Raw genomic sequence first — 19,100 nt, 5'->3', positions numbered from 1 at the left:
GATGAACGTTCGCATCGACACGGGGGGCGACCATGGAGAAGCAGTGGCCGGAGGGGCGGGTCGCCGACCCGGAGGCTGCCCGCGAGCGGTACGACGCCGATCTGCGCAGGCTGCGCGCCGGCCTGGCGATGCCCTGGGTGGACGTGCAGGACGCGCACCTCGGCCTCGGGCTGGTCCTGCTCGCGAGCGTGCTGGTCGGAGTCTTCGCCGGTCCCGCGACCGCGGCCCTGGTGCTCGCGCCGTTCGGTGCCCTCTTCCTGGTCGTCCTCGCCGTCCAGCGCCTGCGGGGCCGGCGCGTCGCCGTCGCGGCCCGAAGCGCCTATCTCGCCGCCTTCGGCTGGCTGGCCTTCTGCTGACCCTGCGGCGCGGGTCGGTATCGAATAAAGGTTCGATGCATCGCCTAGGCTGGACCCATGGAGTTCCATCTGCAGGGGTCGCTGTTCGACGCGGTCGGCGAGACCGGCCTCGGGCCGCTGCGCGGGGTGCGGCGCACCGTGCTCGGCGACGGGGCGTGGATCGACGTGCTGCCGGGCTGGCTGGGCGGCGCGGACGCGCTGTTCGAACGCCTGGCGGCCGAGGTGCCGTGGCGGGCGGAGCGGCGGGAGATGTACGACCGGGTGGTGGAGGTCCCGCGGCTGCTCGCCCACTACCGGGAGGGCGCCGAGCTGCCGGATCCGGTGCTCGAACGGGCGCGCGCGGCGCTCAGCGGGTACTACGCGGAGGAGCTCGGCGAGCCCTTCGCGACCGCGGGGCTCTGCTACTACCGCGACGGCCGTGACAGCGTGGCCTGGCACGGCGACCGGATCGGCCGCGGCGACCGCGAGGACACCATGGTGGCGATCCTCTCGGTGGGGGAGGCGCGCCCGTTGCTGCTGCGGCCCCGGTTCGGCGGCGGGCCGACGGTGCGGCGGGTGCTCGGCCACGGGGACCTGATCGTGATGGGCGGATCCTGCCAGCGGACCTGGGAGCACGCCGTCCCGAAGAGCACCCGGTCGGTCGGCCCGCGGATCAGCGTCCAGTTCCGTCCGCGCGGCGTGCGCTGAGACTCCGTCCCGTTGTCACTCCCCTGTCGTACTGTCACATCCGGTACTGCCACGCGTCACCGACATCGAGGACTCACCGATGCGCACCCTGATCAGCACTGCTTTCGTCTCGCTCGACGGTGTCGTCGAGGCCCCCGGCGGAGAGCCCGGCTACCGCAACTCCGGCTGGACCTTCAAGGACGTGGAGTTCCTCCCCGAGGCGTACGAGATCAAGGTGCGGGAGCAGGAGGAGGCCGGCGCCATGATGCTCGGCCGGGTCAGCTACCAGGCGTTCAGCGCCGTCTGGCCGGACATGGCGGACTTCGCGCGGTACAGGATCCTGCCCAAGTACGTGGTCTCCACGACGCTGACCGACGCCGACCTGGTGGACAACTGGGGCGAGACCACCGTCCTGCGCACCCTCGACGAGGTGGCCGCGCTGAAGGAGACCGACGGCGGCCCGATCATCATCCACGGCAGCGCCGCCCTCACCCGCGACCTCTCGGACGCGGGCCTGATCGACCGCTACCACCTGCTGGTCTTCCCGCTGCTGCTGGGCGCCGGCAAGCGCCTGTTCAGCACCACCGACAAGGACACCCAGCACCTCAAGCTGGTCGAGCACGAGGTCTACCCGAACGGCCTGCAGAAGCAGGTCTTCGACGTGGTCCGCTGACACCGCGGCGCGCAGGCGGCCGGCCCCACCGCGCGGTCCGTCCGCTCGGGAGGGCCGGCCGGCCCCGGTGCCGTCCTACGCCGCGGGCGCCGGCGTGATCATCGCGAACGGCGCGCCCTGCGCGTCGGCGACCACCGCCATCCGCCCCGCCGCCATGTCGAACGGCGGGGCCAGCACCAGGCCCTCGCGCTTGACCAGCGCGTCCACGGTGGAGTCCACGTCGTCGACCGCGAAGTAGGTCAGCCAGTGCGGCGGGGTGCCGGTCGGGTCCTTGGCGAGCAGCGTCACGCCGCCGACGGCCCGGCCGCCCACCCGCAGCTCCCAGTACGCGTCGGCGCCCTCCACCGGCTCGATCTCGATGCCGAACGCCTCGCCGTAGAACGACGTGGCACCCGGCACGTCGTTGGTGTGCAGCTCGTTCCAGGTCAGCGCGCCGGACTCGTTGACCACCCGGGCGCCGGAGAACTCGCCGGGCTGCCAGACGCCGAACACCGCGCCCTGCGGGTCGGCGGCGATCAGCATCCGGCCGAGGTCGCCGACGTCCATCACCGGTGCGAGCAGGGCGCCGCCCGCCGCCACGATGGCGTCCTGGGTGGCCTGGGCGTCGGTGCTGGCCAGGTAGCCGGTCCAGACGGTCGGCGGCTCCGGCATCCCCTCGGGGGCCATCGCCGGCCCGATGCCGGCGACCGCCCTGCCGTTCAGCTCGCAGACCGCGTACCCGCCGAACTCGGCCGGCCCGGGCTGTCCCTGCCAGCCGAAGAGGTCGGCGTAGAAGTCCAGCGCGGCCCGCTGGTCCTTCGCCATCAGGTCGACCCAGCACGGGGTGCCGGTCGCGTAGGGGGTGGTGACTTCGGGCATGCCCACTCCTAGCTCTGGGGAGTTCCTGCGGGCCCAGCCTTTCGCCGCGCCCTCCCGCCCGCCACTCGACGCACCGTGCGCCCTCACGATCCGTGCCGGTGTGCGTGCTATACGTGAGGTGATCCGCGGTGGAACGACCCGAACACAGAGGAGACGGCATGGCCGAGCGCCAGTACGGCACCGTGAAGTGGTTCAACGACGAGAAGGGCTACGGCTTCATCACCCCCGAGTCCGGCGCCGACCTCTTCGTGCACTTCCGGTCGATCGAGGGGGCCGGCTTCAAGTCCCTGGTCGAGGGGCAGCGGGTGTCCTTCGAAGTGGTCCAGGGCCCCAAGGGCGCGCAGGCCGACAAGGTCCAGGTCGAACCGTAGCCCGGATCTGCTCCTGACCCAGGAGGCGCCGACCGTGCGGGAGTTGACCATGTTCAAGCACTGGTAGGAAACTTTACTTTCTATTACCCTCCCGTGTGGCGGCTTGGCGCGGCGCCCGCACCGGACGGGGCGTGACGCGCTCAGTCGAGAGCTCTGACCCGGCCGCCGCGATGGTGCGGTCATCGCTCCTCCGGCGTGCGTGCAGGCCGGTGCCCAGCTCTCGCCGTCCTAGGTCAGGGAGTTCAGGAATGCATCAGGGAGTCGTGGCCAGGCGTGCCCGGATCGGCGTGTACGCCGCCGTGCTCGCGCTGGTCGGGGGTCTGCTGCTCGGGTGGTCCGAGCGGGCGGGAGCGGCGGTCGACCCGCTGCTCTCGAAGGGGAAGGCGGCGACGGCCTCGTCCACCGAGGGGTCGTCGTACGTGGCGGGCAAGGCGTTCGACGGGAGCACCACCACCCGCTGGGCCAGCGCCGAGGGGAAGGACCCGCAGTGGCTGCGGGTGGACCTCGGCGCCAACGCCACCGTCTCGCGGGTGAAGCTGAGTTGGGAGGCCGCGTACGGCAAGGCGTACCGGCTGGAGGTGTCGGCGGACGGGACGACCTGGACGACCGTCGCCGAGGAGAAGGCCGGCAACGGCGGCACCGACGACTGGACGGGCCTGTCCGGCAAGGGCCGCTACGTGCGGATGTACGGCACCGCCCGCGGGACCTCGTACGGCTACTCGCTGTTCGAGATGGAGGTCTACGGCGTGCCGGACGGCGGCCCGCCGCCGAGCGGCGCGTTCACCGTGGTCGCGGCCGGTGACATCGCCGCCCAGTGCACCGCCTCCGACAGCGGCTGCGCGCACCCGAAGACCGCCGCGCTGGCGCAGCAGATCGACCCGAAGTTCTACCTGACGATGGGTGACAACCAGTACGACGACGCCCGGTTGTCGGACTTCAAGAACTACTACGACAAGAGCTGGGGCGCGTTCAAGGCGAAGACCCACCCGGTGCCGGGCAACCACGAGACCTACGACCCGGCCGGCTCGCTCTCCGGGTACAAGTCGTACTTCGGCAGCATCGCCTACCCGCAGGGCAAGAGCTGGTACAGCTTCGACGAGGGCAACTGGCACTTCGTCGCGCTGGACTCCAACGCCTTCGACCAGAGCGCCCAGATCGACTGGCTGAAGGCCGACCTGGCGGCCAACGCCAAGAAGTGCGTCGCCGCGTACTGGCACCACCCGCTCTACTCCTCCGGCGGCCACGGCAACGACCCGGTCTCCCGGCCGGTGTGGAAGATCCTCTACGGCGCCAAGGCCGACCTGGTGCTGAACGGCCACGACCACCACTACGAGCGGTTCGCCCCGCAGGACCCGGACGGGAAGGCCACCGCCGACGGCATCGTCGAGATCGTCGGCGGCATGGGCGGCGCCGAGCCCTACCCGATCGAGACGGTCCAGCCCAACAGCCAGAAGCGGATCAGCGGTGACTACGGCGTCCTGAAGCTGGACTTCACCGACACCGGCTACGGCTGGAGCTACGTCGGCACCGACGGCCAGGTCAAGGACAGCAGCCCGAAGTACAGCTGCCACTGATGATGTACCTGGCCACCACCGGCCGCGGTTCGGACGCGCCGCCCCGCCCCACCGGGGTGGGGCGGCGCGTCCCCGGCACGGTTCTCGCGCTCGGCGCGGTCAGCCTGGTCACCGACGTCTCCTCGGAGATGGTCACCGCCGTGCTGCCGCTCTACCTGGTGCTGGGTCTCGGCCTGTCACCCCTCCAATTCGGCTTCCTCGACGGGATGTTCAACGGAGCCACGGCGCTGGTGCGGCTGCTCGGCGGCCGGCTCGCCGACCGCGGCGACGGCCGGCACAAGGCGGTCGCCGGAGCCGGCTACCTGCTCTCCGCGCTCTCCCGGCTCGGCCTGCTGCTGGCCGGCGGAGCGGCCGGCGGAATCGCCGCCGCGCTGGCCGCCGACCGGCTGGGCAAGGGCGTGCGGACCGCGCCCCGGGACGCGATGATCTCGCTCAGCGCACCGCCGGAGGCACTCGGCCGGGCGTTCGGCGTGCACCGCGCGATGGACACCACCGGCGCGCTGATCGGCCCGCTGGTCGCGTTCGCGGTGCTGTGGGCGACGGCCGACGCGTACGACGCCGTGTTCGTGGTCAGCTTCGCCACCGGGCTGCTCGGGGTGCTGGTGCTGGCCCTGTTCGTCCCGGGACGGACGGGCCGGCCGGTGCCCGCGCCGGTGCCGGTGCCGGTGCCTGTGCCCGCGCCGGCACCGGCGCGGGTGGCCCGGCCCGCGCGGCCGACCGCCCGACGGGCACTCGCCGATCCGGTGTTCCGGCGGGTCGTCGCGGCCGCCGCGCTGCTGGGCGCCGCGACGATCGGCGACTCCTTCCTCTACCTGCTGCTGCAGCGCCGCCTGGACCTGCCGCCCGAGTACTTCCCGCTGCTGCCGCTGGGCGCCGCGGCCTGCTACCTGCTGCTCGCCGTCCCGGCGGGCCGGATCGCGGACCGGACCGGCCGGCGGACCCCGTTCCTGTACGGGCACGGCGCGCTGCTCGCCGCGTACCTCGTCCTGCTGGCCCCGCCCGGGTGGGCGACTGCCGGGCTCGTCCTGGTGCTGCTGGGCGTCTTCTACGCCGCGACGGACGGCGTGCTGATGGCTCTCGCCGGTCCGGTGCTGCCGCCGGAGCGGCGGGCGGGCGGACTCGCCGTCCTCCAGACCGGCCAGGCCCTGGCCCGGCTGGTCGGCGCGGCCGGCTTCGGCGCCGCGTGGACCTGGTGGGGCGCGCGCCCGGCCCTGGCGGTGGCCGCGCTCGCGCTGGCCGCGGGCCTCGCCGCGGCCTGGCGGATCCTGCCGGAAGGGAAGACCTCGTGACGACGACTTCGGAGCCGACGGTGGACGGGAACGACGAGCCGACGGCGCGTCCGGTGACGGAAGGCCCGGCGGAAGGTCCGACGGCAGGTCCGGCGGCGCGTCCGGTCACGGCGGCGCGGGTGGCGGTCCTGGTGGCCGCCGTCCTGGTGCTGCTCGGCGGGTCGCTCGGGTACGTGCTGCACGCCCAGCAGCGCGGCGGCGGGCACCGGGCCGTCGCCGCGGACGCCTCGTTCACCCTGGACGGGCCCGGCGTCTACTACCGGGACGCGGCGTCGGGCCGGGTCGCCCGCCGCGGGGGACCGGCCGACGGGCCGTCCTGCGAGCGGTTCTACGCGGCGGGTGACCGGGCGCTGTGCCTGCGGGCCCTGCCCGGCACCCCGGCCCGGACCGAGGCGGTGGTGTACGACCGGCGGTTCACCGTGCTCCGGACGGTGACCGTGCCCGGCATCCCGAACCGGGCCCGGGTCTCCGCCTCCGGGCAGCTGCTGTCCTGGACCACCTTCGCGGTCGGCGACTCCTACGCCGTCAGCGGCTTCTCCACCCGCACCTCGATCCTCGACCTGCGCACCGGCTACCTGGTCAAGTCGATCGAGACCCTCCCGCTCACCGTCGACGGCGCCCGGTACCACGCGGCCGACGTCAACTACTGGGGCGTCACCTTCGCCGCCGACGACAACCGCTTCTACGCCACCGTCTCCACCGGCGGCCGGACCCACCTGGTCGAGGGCGACCTCAAGGCCTGGTCCGCCCGGACCCTGCGGGAGAACGTCGAGTGCCCGTCCCTCTCCCCGGACGGCACCCGGATCGCCTTCAAGAAGAAGGTCTCCGCCGACCCGGCCGCCCCCTGGCGCCTGTACGTCCTCGACCTCGCCGACCTGCGCGAGCACCCGCTCGCCGAGCCGCACAGCGTCGACGACCAGGCCGCCTGGCTGGACGACCGGACCCTCGCCTACGCCCTGCCGGCCGGGGAGGGCGGGCCGGGCAGCGACCTCTGGTCCGTCCCCGCCGACGGCACCGGCGCCCCGACCCTCCTCGCCCCCGGAGCCTCCTCCCCGGCCGCCGTCCTCACCCCCAGGGGCTGACCGTCGTCTCGCCGGGCACCACGATCGACGCGACGCCGCCGGTCCGGGTGCGTCCGATCCAGACCGGGCACCAGCCCTGGGGGGGTGCCGAAGGTGATCAGGTCCGCCCCGCGGGTCTCCGTACGGGCCTTCTCGAACCAGTGGTCGCAGAGGCACTCGGTGTCCCGCGGGGTGACCGCCGCCCCCCACGGCCCCTCGGAGGACTGCCGGGCCTCGCGGCGGAACGGCCCGACCAGTTCCTCCCACGCGGTGGCGTCGGCCAGGCCGCCGTTGGCGGCGGCGGAGTCGAATCCCGCGTCGCCGGCCCGCGCGACGTCCTCGCCCACGGCCAGGCCGACCTCCCACCCGGCCACCGGGTCGTCGCTCACCCGCAGCCGCGTCGCCGGACACTCCTCGCGCTCGAAATAGCTGCCGCCGCTCAGGTCCCCGGTCCTGGCCCACGCCGCCTCCACCGGGTAGGTGCCGGGCGGGATCCGGGCCGCCAGCTCCCGGCCCGGCTCCTCGGACCAGGGGTTGTCCACGATCAGCCGCCCGGTGGGGAACCGGACCGTGGTCACCTCCTCCAGGACCACCCCGTCGAGGAAGCCCGGCGGCCCCTCGTAGCGGATCCCGGGCCGTACGCCCGTCGGGAAGAGCAGGTCCAGGTACCGCCCGACCTCGGCCGCGACCCCCGACCGGGGCTCCTCCACCCACGTCATCCTCGCGTCCTTCCGCTCCGGCCATGGTCGAACAGCCCGCCCACACAGTAGGCCCCTGCCCCGGCGGACGCCGAACGCACCGGCCTCCTGATCCACGGCCGCATCGAACGCCACCACGGCGCCACCGACCTCATCGCTTCCCGGATGTCCCCCTCCGCCTCGGCGTCCGACCCGCTACGCTGCCCGGTTCGGCCGAACGCTGCCCGGCGGAACCGACCGGACCAGGCAGCTTCGGGAGAGACCCCCATGGACCGCGATTCCGCCGGCGCCCTCGACTTCCTCCAGTCGTGGTACGCGGAGCAGTGCAACGAGGACTGGGAGCACGGGTTCAGTATCCGGATCGCCACCCTCGACAACCCCGGCTGGACCGTCGAGATCGACCTCGTGGACACCGACCTCGAGGGGCGCCGACTCGACAAGTCGAAGCAGGAGGGGCCCGGAGGGTGCTGGCTCTGGTCCTGGTCGGACGGCGAGGTGTTCTCGGCCGCCTGCGACGAGCGCTCCCTGGAGCGGGCGATCCGCCGGTTCAAGGACTTCGCCGAGCAGGTGGAGCAGCCGTAGCGGCCGTACCCGCCGGGTGGTCAGATCCCACGGAGGGAGCAGACGGTGAACGCGACCGCGACGACCGCCAGGACGGCCATGGCGATCCCGGCCCTGCGGCCGCGGCGGGCGACCTCCTCGTACGGTCCCCGTTGACGGCCGCCGTCAGCAGGAACACGGCTGCCCCCGACCAGCGCCGAGGCACCGGGCCCCCGCCTGCGGAGCGCCGGGGGCGTCATGCGGAACAGCGCACCTGCGAACACGCCGAGCGCGGCGATCGCAAGCACCCAGAAGGAGGACGGCTTCGCGGCGGGCGGCAAGATCGTAGCGAGTGGACCACCCGTACGCTGGGCGGATGGCGAAGAAGCGGGTGCGGCGGTTGGTGGTGGGCGGGGACGAGTACCTGTGGACCGGGCGGATCGGGCACGTCGGGACCGGCGCAGAGGTGCGGCGGTGCGTGCACCTGCGGATCCTCGCCGGGCGGCGGGCCGTGCTGCCGGTGGTGATGGTGTCGGCCGGGCCGCTCGGGCCGTGGGGCGCGGCCACCGACTGCTCGTACCCGACGCCGGGCACCGTCCGGGCGGTGCTGGAGCTGGCGCTCGCCGAGGGGTGGGATCCGCGGGCGCCGGACCCCGGGTTCGCGATGCTGGGGGCGCTCGACGGCTGGGAGTTGTACGCGCCGGAGGACGAGCACCCCCGCTACTGGCTGTACCAGCGGCTGCTCGCCGAGGCCCTGCCGGCGGACGAGCTCGCGCTGCTCGCCCGGATCATGCGCGACCCGGACCCGGCCATGGCCGCCGGGACCCTCACCTGGCAACTGGACCGCAGGGCAGAGGAGTTGCTGGGCGACGCCCAGGCGTTCCACGCCTGGGCGGAGCAGCTGGGCCGGATCGGGGCGGACTTCCACCGCGCCAAGCTCGCGGAGTGGGAGCTGTTCCGTACGGTCACCGCCGGCGAGCCGTGGTCGGAGGCGGCACTGCTCACCGCCACCGACCGCAGCCAGCGTCAGCTCGCCGAGCGGGCGGTCGATCCGGCCGCCCTCGACCTGCTCGCCCGCGAGGGCCGCACCCGCCGCGTCCGCAACCGGGCGGCCGCCCGCCTCGCCGAGTCCCGCAGGAAGCGCAGCTAGGCCTCCCGGACGGCCGGCAGGCCCAGGTCGACCGGCCCGTCGCCGGGGCGGGTGCAGGTGTCGTGGCAGTCGGCGTCCAGGCTGCAGCACAGCGAGCAGATGGTGCCGGCGTGGAACGGGCACTCGGCGGTGTCGGGGATCTCGTACGAGCCCTCGCAGACCGCGCACTGCCGCGTGTCGGTCGAATCCACCAGCCCCGCTTCGGGGTTGGGGCGGGCGAGGTAGTAGCGGCCCTGGGTGGCCCAGGCGATCAGCGGGCACAGGGCCATGGCGAGGGCCAGGGCGATGAACGGGCTGAACGCCTGCGCGTAGGTGCCGAACCAGCCGAAGAACGCGGCGATGGAGACGGCCGCGGCGACGCACATGGCGCCGAACCCGGCCGGGTTGACGGCGTACAGGTGGGCGCGCTTGAACTCGATGTGCCGGGGGCTCAACCCGAGCGGCTTGTTGATGACCAGGTCGGCGGTGACCGCGCCGATCCAGGCGATGGCCACGTTCGAGTAGAAGCCGAGCAGTGAGCCCAGCGCGCTGAACATGTCCAGTTCCATCAGCAGCAGCGCGATGCCGCAGTTGAGGAAGATGTACCAGACCCGTCCGGGGTGGCGGTGGGTGATCCGGGAGAAGAAGTTCGACCAGGAGAGCGAGCCGGAGTACGCGTTGGTCGAGTTGATCTTGATCTGGGAGACCACCACGAACAGCCCGGCCACCGGCAGCGCGGCGGCGCCCAACCAGGGCCGCAGCGACTCCACGTACGGGGCGATCGGCTCCAGCGCCTTCGCCTCGCCGACCGCGCCGAGCGCCGCGAAGGCGAGCAGGGCGCCGCCGAGCTGCTTCAGCGCCCCGATCACCACCCAGCCGGGCCCGGCGGCCAGCACCGCGAGGTCCCAGCGCCGGGCGTTCGCGGCCGTCCGGGCGGGCATGAACCGCAGGTAGTCTGCCTGTTCGCCGATCTGGGCGATCAGCGACAGCGCCACGCCGGTGCCCAGCCCGAAGCCCATCAGGGTGAAGCCCGAGCCGACCCCGTGGGTGCCGCCGAAGGATGCGAACTCCCGGTAGGAGGACGGCGATTCGACCGCCAGGATGACGAACGGCGCGACCAGGCCGACGATCCACACCGGCTGCGTCCAGGACTGCATCCGGGCGATCCAGGCCATCCCCTTGAAGACGATCGGGATGACGATCAGGGTGGTCAGCAGGTAGCCGACGGGCAGCGGGACGTGCAGCACCTCGTGGAAGGCCTGCGCCATGATCGAGCCCTCGAGGGCGAAGAAGATGAAGGTGAAACTGGCGTACACCAGCGAGGTCAGCGTCGAGCCGAAGTAGCCGAACCCGGAACCCCGGGTCAGCAGGTCCATGTCGACGCCGTTGGCCGCGCAGGCGCGGGCGATCGGGATGCCGGTCAGGAAGATGACCACGGCGGCGGTGAGGATCGCGGCCAGCGCGTTGGTGAAGCCGTACGACATGACGATGCCCGCGCCGATCGCGTAGTCCGCCAGGTAGGCGATCCCGCCGAGGGCGGTGGAGGCGACCGCCAGCGGCGACCAGCGGCGGAAGGAGTGCGGGGCGTAGCGGAGCGAGTAGTCCTCCAGGCTCTCGTCCGCCGCGGACCTGGCGTACGAGCGCCGCGGCCCCGCGGCAGGGGACGGAACCGGGGAGGGGGAGTGCGCGGGCGGGCTGCTGATCTCGGTCATCGCCGCTCCAGGGAGTCGGGTGCAGGTGACCGGTGAGGTTAGGGACGTGGTGTGAAGCCCGCGGTGCCCGCGTCGTTTCGCGCCGGTAACCCCTTCAACGGCATTGCGCCGCCCAGGGGTTGCCGGCGCGGGCGCTACCGGGACGCGTCGACCGCCTGGGGCTTGCGGCCGGCGCCGGGCGGGCCGGCGAAGGCCTGGGCGATGGGGAGCCAGGTCTGGGCGGTGGGGCCGGTGGCGGTGAGGGCGAGGTCGTCGCGGTGGCGGCGCTGGGTGGCGAGGAGGCAGAAGTCGAGGGCGGAGCCGGTGACCCGGTCGCTCGCGTCGTCGGGGCCCCAGGTCCACAGGTCGCCGCCGGGGGAGCGGAGTTCGACCCGGACGGGGGCCTCGGGGGCGGGCAGGCCGTGGGCGGCGAAGGCGAAGCCGAGGGTGCGCACGGAGAGGTGCGCGATGTGGCGCAGCCGGTCGGTGGGTTCGCGGGTGACGCCGAGGGCGTCGGCGACGTCCTGGCCGTGGGCCCAGGTCTCCATCAGGCGGGCGGTGGCCATCGAGGGGGCCTTCATCGGCGGCCCGAACCAGGGCAGCCTGGTGTCGGCGGGGACGGCGGCGAGGGCGGCGAGCAGCTCCTCGCGTCCGGTGCGCCAGCGGTCGAGGAGTTCGGCGGGCGGCTCGCCGACGCCCTCGGCGGCGCCGCGGTCGACGGCGCCGAGGCCGTCGGTGAACTCCCGCCCCAGGGCGGCGGCGAAGCCCTCGGGGTCGCGGGCGGCCAGCAGCGACCAGCGGTCGGTCCAGGCGAGGTGGGAGAGCTGGTGGGCGACGGTCCAGCCGGTGGCGGGTGTCGGGGTGGCGAGCCCGGCGGCGTCGAGCGGGCCGACCAGGCGGTCCAGGTCGGCGTTCTCGGCGCGCAGGTCGTCGAGCAGGGCGGTCAGGTCTGCCACGGTGGTTCGTCCTCTCCGGAAGGTCGCACGCCATTCCTACCAGTCGGGAACACCGGTGAGTAGGGTGCGCGGGAATGCTGGTGGGGGCGGCTGCCGCGTGTGAGAATCGGCGCCGTGACCGGGGCGTACGGCATCTCCACCGCGGCGGCCGCGCTCGATGGCGAGGCGGCCGCGCTGGTCCGGGCTGCGGTGCTGGGCGATCTGGCCCGCCGGGTGGTGGCGGAGTGCGGGGCGGACGTCGGCCTGGTGGGCGTACCGGACCGGGCGGACCGGCCGGGCCGGATGGTGCTGCGGCACTGGGCGGGTACCCGGGCGGCGCTGCTGCACGACCTGGACGTGCCGATCGGCACGGGCCTGGGCGGCCGGGCGCTGGCCGAGCGGGCGCCCAGCTGGGTGCCGGACTACCGGGCGGCGAGCACCATTTCGCACCATTACGACGCCGCGGTCGCGGCCGACGACCTGTACGCGATGCTGACCGTCCCGCTGGTGCAGGGCGGAGCGGTGCACGGGGTGGTGTACGCCTCGATGCGTTCGGTGGTGCCGTTCGGCGACGTGCGGATCGCGTCGGTGGCGCGGCTGGCCGCGACCGCGACCCGGGCGCTGGCCTGGGCGGGTGCGCCGAGGCCGGCCCCCGAGCGTCAACCGAGGCTGACTCCACGGGAGTTGGAGGTGGTCCGGTGGGCGGCGACCGGCCGGTCCAACCCGGAGATCGCCGCCCAGCTCGGGCTGACCCGCAACACGGTGACCGGCTACCTGAAGGACGCCATGCACAAGGTCGGGGCCCGCAACCGGACCGAACTGGCCCTGCGGGTGCGGGAGACCGGCCTGGTCAGTTGACCTTGCGGTCGCGGCCGGTCCAGTACGGCTCGCGCAGCCGGAACTTCTGCAGCTTGCCGGTGGCGGTGCGGGCGAGTTCGGTGCGGAACTCCACCGAGGTCGGCGCCTTGTAGCCGGCCAGCCGCTGCTTGCAGTGCGCGATCAGCCCCGCCTCGTCGGCGGTGCGGCCCTCGCGGAGCACCACCAGGGCCTTGACGGTCTCGCCCCACTTCTCGTCGGGCACGCCGATCACCGCGACCTCGGCGACCGCCGGGTGGTCGTACAGGCAGTCCTCCACCTCGATCGAGGAGACGTTCTCGCCGCCGCTGATGATGACGTCCTTCTTGCGGTCGGAGATGGTCAGGTAGCCGTCGGTCAGGGTGCCGCCGTCGCCGGTGTGGAACCAGCCGTCGCGCAGCGCCTCGCCGGTCGCGGCGGGCTGGTCCCAGTAGCCCTCCAGCACGGTGTTGGAGCGGGCCACCACCTCGCCCTGCCCGTCGACCCTCAGCTCGGTGCCCAGCGCGGGCGCGCCCGCCTGCACCAGCTTCTCGGCCCGCTCCGCGGCGGGCAGCGCGTCCCACTCGGCGCGGCCGCGGTTGACGGTGAGCACCGGGGAGGTCTCGGTCAGGCCGTAGATCTGCATGAACTCCCAGCCCAGCTCCGACTCCATCCGCTGCACCATGGAGGTCGGCGGCGGCGCCCCGGCGACGATCATGCGGACCTTGTCCCGGCCGGGGACCGGCCCGTCCCAGTCCGCGGCGGCGTCCAGCACCATGGCGACCACGGCGGGCGCGCCGCACAGGAAGGTCACCCCGTGCCGCTCGACCCGGCGCAGGATCTCCGCGCCGTCGACCTTGCGCAGCACCACGTGCTGCGCGCCGAGGCCGGTGAGCGAGAACGGCAGCCCCCAGCCGTTGGCGTGGAACATCGGCAGGGTGTGCAGGTAGACGTCCCGGTCGCTCGCGCCGAAGTGCAGGCCCATCAGCACCGCGTTCAGCCACAGGTTGCGGTGGGTCAGCTGAACGCCCTTGGGGCGGGCGGTGGTTCCGCTGGTGTAGTTGACGGTGGCGGTGTCGTTCTCGCCGATCGCGTGCCGCACCGGCTCCCGGTCGAAGTCGTACAGCAGGGCGTCGCTCTCCGCGCCGAGCACGAAGCGGTGCCTCACCGCGACCCCGGCCAACGCCTGGTCCAGCTCCGGGTCGACCAGCAGCACCGAGGCGCCGGACTGCTCGACGATGTACGCGACCTCCTCGGCACGCAGCCGGAAGTTGATCGGGACGAGGATCCGGCCGTGGCCGCTCACCCCGTACAGCGAGGTCATCAGGCGGGCCGAGTTGTGCGAGACGACGGCGACCCGCTCGCCGGGGCCGACACCGAGCCGGTCCAGCCCGGCGGCCTGCGCCCGGGCCAGCTCGGCCATCCGCCGGTAGCTGACCTCGCCCCAGGAGGCGGCCGGCTGGACGGGCTCGTCGACGATCCCGATCCGGTCGCCGTAGACCTGCTCGGCCCGGTCGAGGAAGTCCATCACGGTGAGTGGAGTCTGCATGCGGTCACTGTGCCCGCCGCACCCCGGCCCCAACACCCCCGATCGGGGGTGCCGCCCGCCGTCCGGGTGACGGGTGCGGCCTCCCGTGGCCGAGCGGTGGTCCGTGGTACCTCTTGGGGTGGGGCCGAGCGGAGAGGCGGGCTGCGGATGGTGTCGATCGCCGTCGTCGGGGCCAACGGGAACATCGGGCGGTGCCTGGTCACCGAGGCGCTGGCCCGCGGGCATCTGGTCACCGCGGTGGTCCGCGACCCGGACCGCTACCAGGGCCTGGCGATGGACGTGCTGCCCGGCGACGTGCTGGAGCCCGAGGACGTGGCCCGGGTGGCGGCCGGGCAGGACGCCCTGGTCAGCGCGGTCGGCGGCGGCCGGGTGGTCGCCGAGGCGGCCCGCTCGCTGGTCGCGGGCCTGCGCGAACTGGACGACGCGGCACCGCGGTTGCTGGTGGTCGGCGGCGCGGGCAGCCTGCTGGTGGGCCCCGGCGTCCGGGTCTGGGACGACCTCGGTCTGCCCGCCCCGCTGCGCCGGACCATGCACGCGCACGGCGAGGCGCTGGAGTACCTGGAGACCGTCGCCGACCTGGCGTGGACCGTGCTCAGCCCGGCCGAGCTGCTCGAACCGGGCGCGCGCACCGGCCGCTACCGCACCGGCACCGACCACCTGCTGGTCGGCCCCGACGGACGCAGCCGGATCACCGTCGCGGACTACGCGGTCGCCCTGGTGGACGAGCTGGAGAACCCGCGCCACCTGGGCGAACGCTTCACCGTCGGCTACTAGCAGCCGCTAGCCGAGCTGGATCGAGCGCTTGGCGAGGCCCATCCAGAAGCCGTCGATCACGCTGCGCTGCCCGCCGAGGTCGGCCTCGCCCGCGCCGAGGGTGACGAACAGCGGGGCGAAGTGCTCGGTGCGCGGGTGGGCGAGCCGCCCGGCGGGGGCCTTGTGCTCGAAGTCGAGCAGCGCGTCGAGGTCGCGGGCCTCCAGCGCGCGGCGCCCCCAGTCGTCGAACTCGGCCATCACGGAGCTGACCCGGCCCTCCATGGAGAGGGCGCGCAGGTTGTGGGTGAAGAAGCCGCTGCCGACGATCAGGACGCCCTCGTCGCGCAGCGGGGCGAGCTTGCGGCCGATCTCCATCAGCTTCCGCGGGTCGAGGGTGGGCAGCGAGACCTGGAGCACCGGGATGTCGGCGTCCGGGAACATCTCCACCAGCGGGACGTACGCGCCGTGGTCCAGGCCCCGGTCGGGGATGTCCTGGACGGGGGTGCCGGCGCCGCGCAGCAGCTTGCGGACGTCCTCGGCGAGCCGCGGCGCGCCGGGCGCGGGGTACCGCACCTCGTAGTAGTGGTCGGGGAAGCCCCAGAAGTCGTGGACCAGCGGCACGGTGGTGGTGGCGCCGAGGGCGAGCGGCGCCTCCTCCCAGTGGGCGGAGACCATCAGGATCGCCCTGGGGCGCGGCAGGTCGGCGGACCAGGCGGCGAGCTGGCCGGGCCAGACCGGGTCGTCGGCGAGCGGCGGCGCGCCGTGCGAGAGGTAGAGCGCGGGCATGCGCTCGGGGGCGGCGGCGGTGCTCATCGTCTCCTCCGGATGGTTCAAATTTGAACTGATACTCTCGACGGTACACCTGAGTTCGAATTTGAACAACAGGAGTAGAGTGGGCCCCATGACCGAACCCCGCTGGCTCAACGAGAACGAGATGGCCGCCTGGCGCGGGTTCGTCGCCGCCACCAACCTGGTGGCGCGCCACCTGGAGCGGCAGCTCAAGGACGACGCGGGCCTCTCGCACACCCAGTACGAGATCCTGGTCCAGCTCTCCGCCCAGCCCGACGGCGCGCTGCGGATGACCGACCTCGCGGACCGGCTGATCACCTCCAAGAGCGGCCTGACCTACCAGGTCACCCAACTGGAGAAGGCGGGCCTGGTGGCCCGCCGCTCCTGTCCCAGCGACGTCCGGGGCGTCTTCGCCGAGATCACCGACCAGGGCTGGGAGGCCCTGCGCGAGGCCGCGCCCGGTCACGTCGCCGCCGTCCGCGAGGCGCTGATCGACGTCCTCACCCCCGAGCAGCTCACCGCCCTCGCGGACAGCCTCGGCACGGTCAGCGACCGGCTGCGGGCCGACGACCGCTGAACCCCGCGCGGGGCCGACGACCGCTGAGCCCGCGGGGCCGACGGCCGCCGGGCCCGGCCGCGGGCTCAGTCGAGCACGGCCGCCCGGACGCACAGCACGTCCGGCAGGTGCGAGACCAGCGGCGACCAGCTGTCGCCCTCGTCCGCCGAGCCGTACACCTCGCCGTTGCGGTTCCCGAAGTACACGCCGGCCGGCTCCCCGTCGTCGGTGCACAGCGCGTCGCGCAGCACCACGCCGTAGTGGTCCTCGGCGGGCAGGCCGGTGCTCAGCGGCTGCCAGCTGCCGCCCGCGTCGCGGGTGCGGTACACCCGGCAGCGGTGGTCGACCGGCAGCCGGGCGTAGTCGGCCTCCAGTGGGAAGAGGTAGGCGGTACCGGCGGTCCGCGGGTGGGCGGCCAGGCCGAAGCCGAACGAGGCGGGCAGGTCGTCGGCGATCGAGGTCCAGCTGCGCCCGCCGTCCTCGCTGCGGTAGACCCCGCCGTGGTTCTGCAGGTACAGCCGGTCCGGGTCGCCGCCGTCCGCCGCGACCTTGTGCACGCACTGCCCGAACTCCGGGTACTCGTCCGGCAGGAACTCCGCGCGGATCCCGGTGTTGGACGGCGCCCAGCTCGCCCCGCCGTCCGCCGAGCGGTACACCCCGCCGGTGGAGACGGCGACCGTCAGCGCCCGCGGGTCGCGCGGGTCGGTGACGATGGTGTGCATGCCCTGGCCGCCGAACCCGGCGTCCCACTCGGCGCGTTGCGGGTGGTCCCAGAGCGCGTCGACCAGCTCGAAGCTCTCCCCGCCGTCGGTGGAGCGGAACAGCGCGGCGGGCTGGGTGCCCGCGTACACCACGCCCGGCGCCTCCGGCCCGGCCGGGTGCAGCTGCCACACCCGCTCCAGCGAAGTCCCGGTCCGCTCGGGGAACTTGACGGCCGGTCGGGCCGGCTCCCGCCAGTTCGCCCCCAGGTCGTCCGACCACCAGACCGACGGGCCCCAGTGGCTGCTGTCCGCGCCGACGAGCAGCCGGGTCCGGCCGCCGCGGCGGTCGATGCCCACCGAGTAGACCGCGTTCATCGGGAAGTGCGGCCCGGAGAACTCCCACTTCACCCGGTCGGGGCTGCGCCCCAGGAACAGGCCCTTCTGCGTTCCGACGGCCAACAGCACTTCCGGCATGGCGACTTCCCACCTGATCGACGGACGGGTCCCCCGGCGGCCAGTCTCCTCCCGGCGGCCGGGCGGCGCACGTTACCGCGCCGCACCGACAGTCCGATCGCGTCGCTCAGACCGCCAGCAGGTCCGCCGCGGCCCGCGGGTCGTCCTCCCGCATCCGCCGCTGCGGCCGCCGGACCAGCAGGTACGCCGCGCCCGCCAGGCCCACCGCGCCGATGCCGAGCAGCGCCGCCCACACCTGGTACCAGGGCGCCCCCGGCGGTGCCAGCACCGCGCGCGGCCAGCAGATGTTGACCACCTCCAGGCCGGTCCACAGCACCGCCAGGACGTTCAGCGGGGTGCCGAGGCGCCCGTACGAGACCTCGCCCGCCGGGCGCCAGGTGCCGCGCAGCCGGGCCGTCAGGGCGGCGGCGCAGAGCAGGAAGAACGGCAGGAAGGTGGCGGCCGTGCCGAAGGTGATCAGGCTGCCGATCGCGGTGGACTCCAGGCCCAGCGGCAGCGCCGCGCAGCTGATCACGGTGGCGGCGACCAGGCCGCCGATCGGCGCCTGCTGCCGGTTGACCCGGCGGACCTTGTCGGCGAACGGGAACACCCCGTCCCGGGCCAGCGAGTAGAGGCCGCGGGCCGCGCCGCCCTGCGAGGCCATCAGGCAGGCGGTGAAGCTGACCAGCACCACCACCACGAAGGGCTTGGCCGACCAGTCGCCGAATCCGGTGGTGACCGCGGTGGTCACCGGGTCGAGGTCGGTGCCGGCCACCACGGCGGCCGGGTCCGGGTGGGCGAGGGCCACCGACACCGCGTTCAGGATCACCACCGCGCCGACGCTGAGCAGCGCCCAGCGCATCGCCCGGGGCACCTGGCGGGCGGCGTCCCTGGTCTCCTCGGCGGTGGACACGCACGCGTCGAAGCCGATGAACGCCCAGCCGCCGACCGCGACCACCGCCAGGAACGCCGCCGCGCCGCCGGTGCCGTTGGCCGCCGGCGCGTCCAGGGTGTCCAGCAGCAGGCCGAAGCCGTGCTCGCGGAAGAACAGCAGCAGGGCCAGCCCCACCCCGACCGAGGCGATGACCTCGGCGGCGATCCCCAGCGAGACGAACCGGCGCAGCAGGTCGATGCCGTACGCGTTCACCAGGGTGCAGAACAGCATGAAGCCGACCGCGGTGAGCACCAGCTGCGGCGGGGTCGGGACGGCGCCGAACAGCGCGAAGAACCACGGCGCCGCCAGGTACGCCACCGTGGTGTTGGCGAACATCACCGCGAACTGCCACATCCAGCCGGTCAGCCAGGCGAAGGACGGGCCGACCAGCCGACGGCTCCACTGGTACGCGCCGCCCGCCAGCGGCCACTGCGAGGCCAGCTCGGAGTAGACCCCGACCACCAGCAGCTGTCCCAGCAGGCAGACCGGCAGGGCCCACACCCAGGCGCCGCCGTCCACCGCCATGCCGACCTGCGCCACCGCGTACAGGCCCACCACCGGGGAGACCACGGCGAAGCCCATCGAGATGTTGCCGAGGACGCCGAGGCTGCGGCGCAGTTCCTGCCGGTAGCCGAGGGCGGCCAACCGGTCGCCGTCGGTTCTGCGGTCAGTGTCGGGAGCGTCGTTCAT

20 protein-coding genes and 1 pseudogene are annotated in these 19,100 nt (G+C 73.8%); 12 read left to right on the top strand and 9 right to left on the bottom strand.

The genetic code is table 11. The features are described 5' to 3' along the window. Positions 1-32: 32 nt before the first annotated feature. The 3 genes from ABEB06_RS09300 to ABEB06_RS09290 all read left to right on the top strand — a co-directional run bounded on the left by ABEB06_RS09300 (position 33) and on the right by ABEB06_RS09290 (position 1,695). Entirely contained in the window at positions 33-356 is a 324-nt protein-coding gene (locus tag ABEB06_RS09300) for a hypothetical protein (RefSeq protein ID WP_345696339.1), read from the top strand. Between the two features lie 57 nt (positions 357-413). After that, positions 414-1,043: an alpha-ketoglutarate-dependent dioxygenase AlkB gene (locus tag ABEB06_RS09295; RefSeq protein WP_345696338.1), complete on the top strand. Its 630-nt coding sequence runs from the start codon at positions 414-416 to the stop codon at positions 1,041-1,043. 79 nt (positions 1,044-1,122) lie between these two features. Then, on the top strand, positions 1,123-1,695 hold the full coding sequence (locus ABEB06_RS09290) for a dihydrofolate reductase family protein (RefSeq protein ID WP_345696337.1): 573 nt from the start codon (positions 1,123-1,125) through the stop codon (positions 1,693-1,695). A gap of 75 nt (positions 1,696-1,770) precedes the next feature. Here the strand turns inward: ABEB06_RS09290 and ABEB06_RS09285 are convergent, their stop codons facing one another. Next, positions 1,771-2,553, bottom strand: coding sequence for a VOC family protein (locus ABEB06_RS09285; RefSeq protein ID WP_345696336.1), 783 nt, complete (start codon positions 2,551-2,553; stop codon positions 1,771-1,773). A gap of 158 nt (positions 2,554-2,711) precedes the next feature. On the opposite strand from ABEB06_RS09285, the gene ABEB06_RS09280 reads away from it, so the two are divergent. The 4 genes from ABEB06_RS09280 to ABEB06_RS09265 all read left to right on the top strand — a co-directional run bounded on the left by ABEB06_RS09280 (position 2,712) and on the right by ABEB06_RS09265 (position 6,869). Beyond that, a complete protein-coding gene (locus tag ABEB06_RS09280) occupies positions 2,712-2,924 on the top strand; it encodes a cold-shock protein (protein WP_345696335.1) in 213 nt (70 codons plus the stop codon). A gap of 248 nt (positions 2,925-3,172) precedes the next feature. Further along, positions 3,173-4,498, top strand: coding sequence for a discoidin domain-containing protein (locus ABEB06_RS09275; protein ID WP_345696334.1), 1,326 nt, complete (start codon positions 3,173-3,175; stop codon positions 4,496-4,498). A gap of 2 nt (positions 4,499-4,500) precedes the next feature. Then, positions 4,501-5,787, top strand: coding sequence for an MFS transporter (locus tag ABEB06_RS09270; RefSeq protein ID WP_345701786.1), 1,287 nt, complete (start codon positions 4,501-4,503; stop codon positions 5,785-5,787). A 119-nt stretch (positions 5,788-5,906) separates the two neighbouring features. After that, positions 5,907-6,869, top strand: coding sequence for a TolB-like translocation protein (locus ABEB06_RS09265; RefSeq protein WP_345701785.1), 963 nt, complete (start codon positions 5,907-5,909; stop codon positions 6,867-6,869). A gap of 242 nt (positions 6,870-7,111) precedes the next feature. On the opposite strand, the pseudogene ABEB06_RS09260 reads toward ABEB06_RS09265, so the two are convergent. Beyond that, positions 7,112-7,567: pseudogene (locus tag ABEB06_RS09260) on the bottom strand (DUF4241 domain-containing protein); the annotation flags it as partial. Positions 7,568-7,813: 246 nt separating this feature from the next. Here ABEB06_RS09260 and ABEB06_RS09255 point away from each other — a divergent pair. Further along, positions 7,814-8,128 carry an Imm53 family immunity protein gene (locus ABEB06_RS09255; RefSeq protein WP_345696333.1) on the top strand — a complete coding sequence of 105 codons (315 nt, stop codon included), beginning with the start codon at positions 7,814-7,816 and terminating at the stop codon, positions 8,126-8,128. A gap of 20 nt (positions 8,129-8,148) precedes the next feature. On the opposite strand, the gene ABEB06_RS09250 is transcribed toward ABEB06_RS09255, so the two are convergent. Continuing rightward, positions 8,149-8,427 (bottom strand): hypothetical protein, encoded by a 279-nt coding sequence (locus ABEB06_RS09250; protein ID WP_345696332.1) that lies wholly within the window; start codon positions 8,425-8,427, stop codon positions 8,149-8,151. Positions 8,428-8,462: 35 nt separating this feature from the next. Here ABEB06_RS09250 and ABEB06_RS09245 point away from each other — a divergent pair, with 35 nt between their 5' ends. Continuing rightward, complete coding sequence (locus ABEB06_RS09245; protein ID WP_345696331.1) at positions 8,463-9,236, top strand: hypothetical protein; 774 nt, start codon at positions 8,463-8,465, stop codon at positions 9,234-9,236. Here the strand turns inward: ABEB06_RS09245 and ABEB06_RS09240 are convergent. Together ABEB06_RS09240 and ABEB06_RS09235 are read right to left on the bottom strand one after the other, a co-directional pair. Beyond that, positions 9,233-10,927, bottom strand: coding sequence for a purine-cytosine permease family protein (locus ABEB06_RS09240; RefSeq protein WP_345696330.1), 1,695 nt, complete (start codon positions 10,925-10,927; stop codon positions 9,233-9,235). The genes ABEB06_RS09245 and ABEB06_RS09240 overlap by 4 nt on opposite strands. A gap of 134 nt (positions 10,928-11,061) precedes the next feature. Next, positions 11,062-11,862, bottom strand: a complete 801-nt coding sequence (locus ABEB06_RS09235) for a TIGR03084 family metal-binding protein (RefSeq protein ID WP_345696329.1) — start codon at positions 11,860-11,862, stop codon at positions 11,062-11,064. 114 nt (positions 11,863-11,976) lie between these two features. On the opposite strand from ABEB06_RS09235, the gene ABEB06_RS09230 reads away from it, so the two are divergent. Beyond that, positions 11,977-12,699, top strand: coding sequence for a helix-turn-helix transcriptional regulator (locus tag ABEB06_RS09230; RefSeq protein WP_345696328.1), 723 nt, complete (start codon positions 11,977-11,979; stop codon positions 12,697-12,699). Here the strand turns inward: ABEB06_RS09230 and ABEB06_RS09225 are convergent. Beyond that, entirely contained in the window at positions 12,692-14,224 is a 1,533-nt protein-coding gene (locus ABEB06_RS09225; RefSeq protein ID WP_345696327.1) for an AMP-binding protein, read from the bottom strand. The two genes, ABEB06_RS09230 and ABEB06_RS09225, sit on opposite strands and share 8 nt — an antisense overlap. A gap of 147 nt (positions 14,225-14,371) precedes the next feature. Here ABEB06_RS09225 and ABEB06_RS09220 point away from each other — a divergent pair, with 147 nt between their 5' ends. Next, positions 14,372-14,998: an NAD(P)-dependent oxidoreductase gene (locus ABEB06_RS09220; RefSeq protein WP_345696326.1), complete on the top strand. Its 627-nt coding sequence runs from the start codon at positions 14,372-14,374 to the stop codon at positions 14,996-14,998. Between the two features lie 6 nt (positions 14,999-15,004). On the opposite strand, the gene ABEB06_RS09215 is transcribed toward ABEB06_RS09220, so the two are convergent. Further along, entirely contained in the window at positions 15,005-15,790 is a 786-nt protein-coding gene (locus tag ABEB06_RS09215) for a dioxygenase family protein (RefSeq protein WP_345696325.1), read from the bottom strand. An 88-nt stretch (positions 15,791-15,878) separates the two neighbouring features. Between ABEB06_RS09215 and ABEB06_RS09210 the strand changes: the two genes are divergently transcribed. Continuing rightward, a complete protein-coding gene (locus ABEB06_RS09210) occupies positions 15,879-16,343 on the top strand; it encodes a MarR family winged helix-turn-helix transcriptional regulator (RefSeq protein ID WP_345696324.1) in 465 nt (154 codons plus the stop codon). A gap of 65 nt (positions 16,344-16,408) precedes the next feature. Here ABEB06_RS09210 and ABEB06_RS09205 read toward each other — a convergent pair whose 3' ends face one another. Both ABEB06_RS09205 and ABEB06_RS09200 read right to left on the bottom strand, forming a co-directional pair. Beyond that, complete coding sequence (locus ABEB06_RS09205; protein ID WP_345696323.1) at positions 16,409-17,497, bottom strand: WD40/YVTN/BNR-like repeat-containing protein; 1,089 nt, start codon at positions 17,495-17,497, stop codon at positions 16,409-16,411. 106 nt (positions 17,498-17,603) lie between these two features. Then, the gene (locus tag ABEB06_RS09200) at positions 17,604-19,100 is read right to left on the bottom strand and encodes an APC family permease (protein ID WP_345696322.1); all 1,497 of its coding nucleotides are present in this window, start codon (positions 19,098-19,100) and stop codon (positions 17,604-17,606) included.

The sequence above is a fragment of the Kitasatospora terrestris genome, assembly GCF_039542905.1.
In the GTDB taxonomy this organism is placed as follows: domain Bacteria; phylum Actinomycetota; class Actinomycetes; order Streptomycetales; family Streptomycetaceae; genus Kitasatospora; species Kitasatospora terrestris.
Note: the sequence above shows the minus strand (reverse complement) of the source record. Positions and strands in the feature narration are given on the sequence as shown.

Excerpts from the sequence above, each read along its gene's own strand:
- ABEB06_RS09275 (WP_345696334.1), top strand. The coding sequence starts at position 3,173 with ATGCATCAGGGAGTCGTGGCCAGGCGTGCCCGGATCGGCGTGTACGCC.
- ABEB06_RS09200 (WP_345696322.1), bottom strand. The coding sequence starts at position 19,100 with ATGAACGACGCTCCCGACACTGACCGCAGAACCGACGGCGACCGGTTG.
- ABEB06_RS09205 (WP_345696323.1), bottom strand. The coding sequence starts at position 17,497 with ATGCCGGAAGTGCTGTTGGCCGTCGGAACGCAGAAGGGCCTGTTCCTG.
- ABEB06_RS09280 (WP_345696335.1), top strand. The coding sequence starts at position 2,712 with ATGGCCGAGCGCCAGTACGGCACCGTGAAGTGGTTCAACGACGAGAAG.
- ABEB06_RS09270 (WP_345701786.1), top strand. The coding sequence starts at position 4,501 with ATGTACCTGGCCACCACCGGCCGCGGTTCGGACGCGCCGCCCCGCCCC.
- ABEB06_RS09300 (WP_345696339.1), top strand. The coding sequence starts at position 33 with ATGGAGAAGCAGTGGCCGGAGGGGCGGGTCGCCGACCCGGAGGCTGCC.
- ABEB06_RS09215 (WP_345696325.1), bottom strand. The coding sequence starts at position 15,790 with ATGAGCACCGCCGCCGCCCCCGAGCGCATGCCCGCGCTCTACCTCTCG.
- ABEB06_RS09220 (WP_345696326.1), top strand. The coding sequence starts at position 14,372 with ATGGTGTCGATCGCCGTCGTCGGGGCCAACGGGAACATCGGGCGGTGC.
- ABEB06_RS09255 (WP_345696333.1), top strand. The coding sequence starts at position 7,814 with ATGGACCGCGATTCCGCCGGCGCCCTCGACTTCCTCCAGTCGTGGTAC.
- ABEB06_RS09240 (WP_345696330.1), bottom strand. The coding sequence starts at position 10,927 with ATGACCGAGATCAGCAGCCCGCCCGCGCACTCCCCCTCCCCGGTTCCG.
- ABEB06_RS09290 (WP_345696337.1), top strand. The coding sequence starts at position 1,123 with ATGCGCACCCTGATCAGCACTGCTTTCGTCTCGCTCGACGGTGTCGTC.
- ABEB06_RS09285 (WP_345696336.1), bottom strand. The coding sequence starts at position 2,553 with ATGCCCGAAGTCACCACCCCCTACGCGACCGGCACCCCGTGCTGGGTC.
- ABEB06_RS09210 (WP_345696324.1), top strand. The coding sequence starts at position 15,879 with ATGACCGAACCCCGCTGGCTCAACGAGAACGAGATGGCCGCCTGGCGC.
- ABEB06_RS09295 (WP_345696338.1), top strand. The coding sequence starts at position 414 with ATGGAGTTCCATCTGCAGGGGTCGCTGTTCGACGCGGTCGGCGAGACC.
- ABEB06_RS09225 (WP_345696327.1), bottom strand. The coding sequence starts at position 14,224 with ATGCAGACTCCACTCACCGTGATGGACTTCCTCGACCGGGCCGAGCAG.
- ABEB06_RS09245 (WP_345696331.1), top strand. The coding sequence starts at position 8,463 with ATGGCGAAGAAGCGGGTGCGGCGGTTGGTGGTGGGCGGGGACGAGTAC.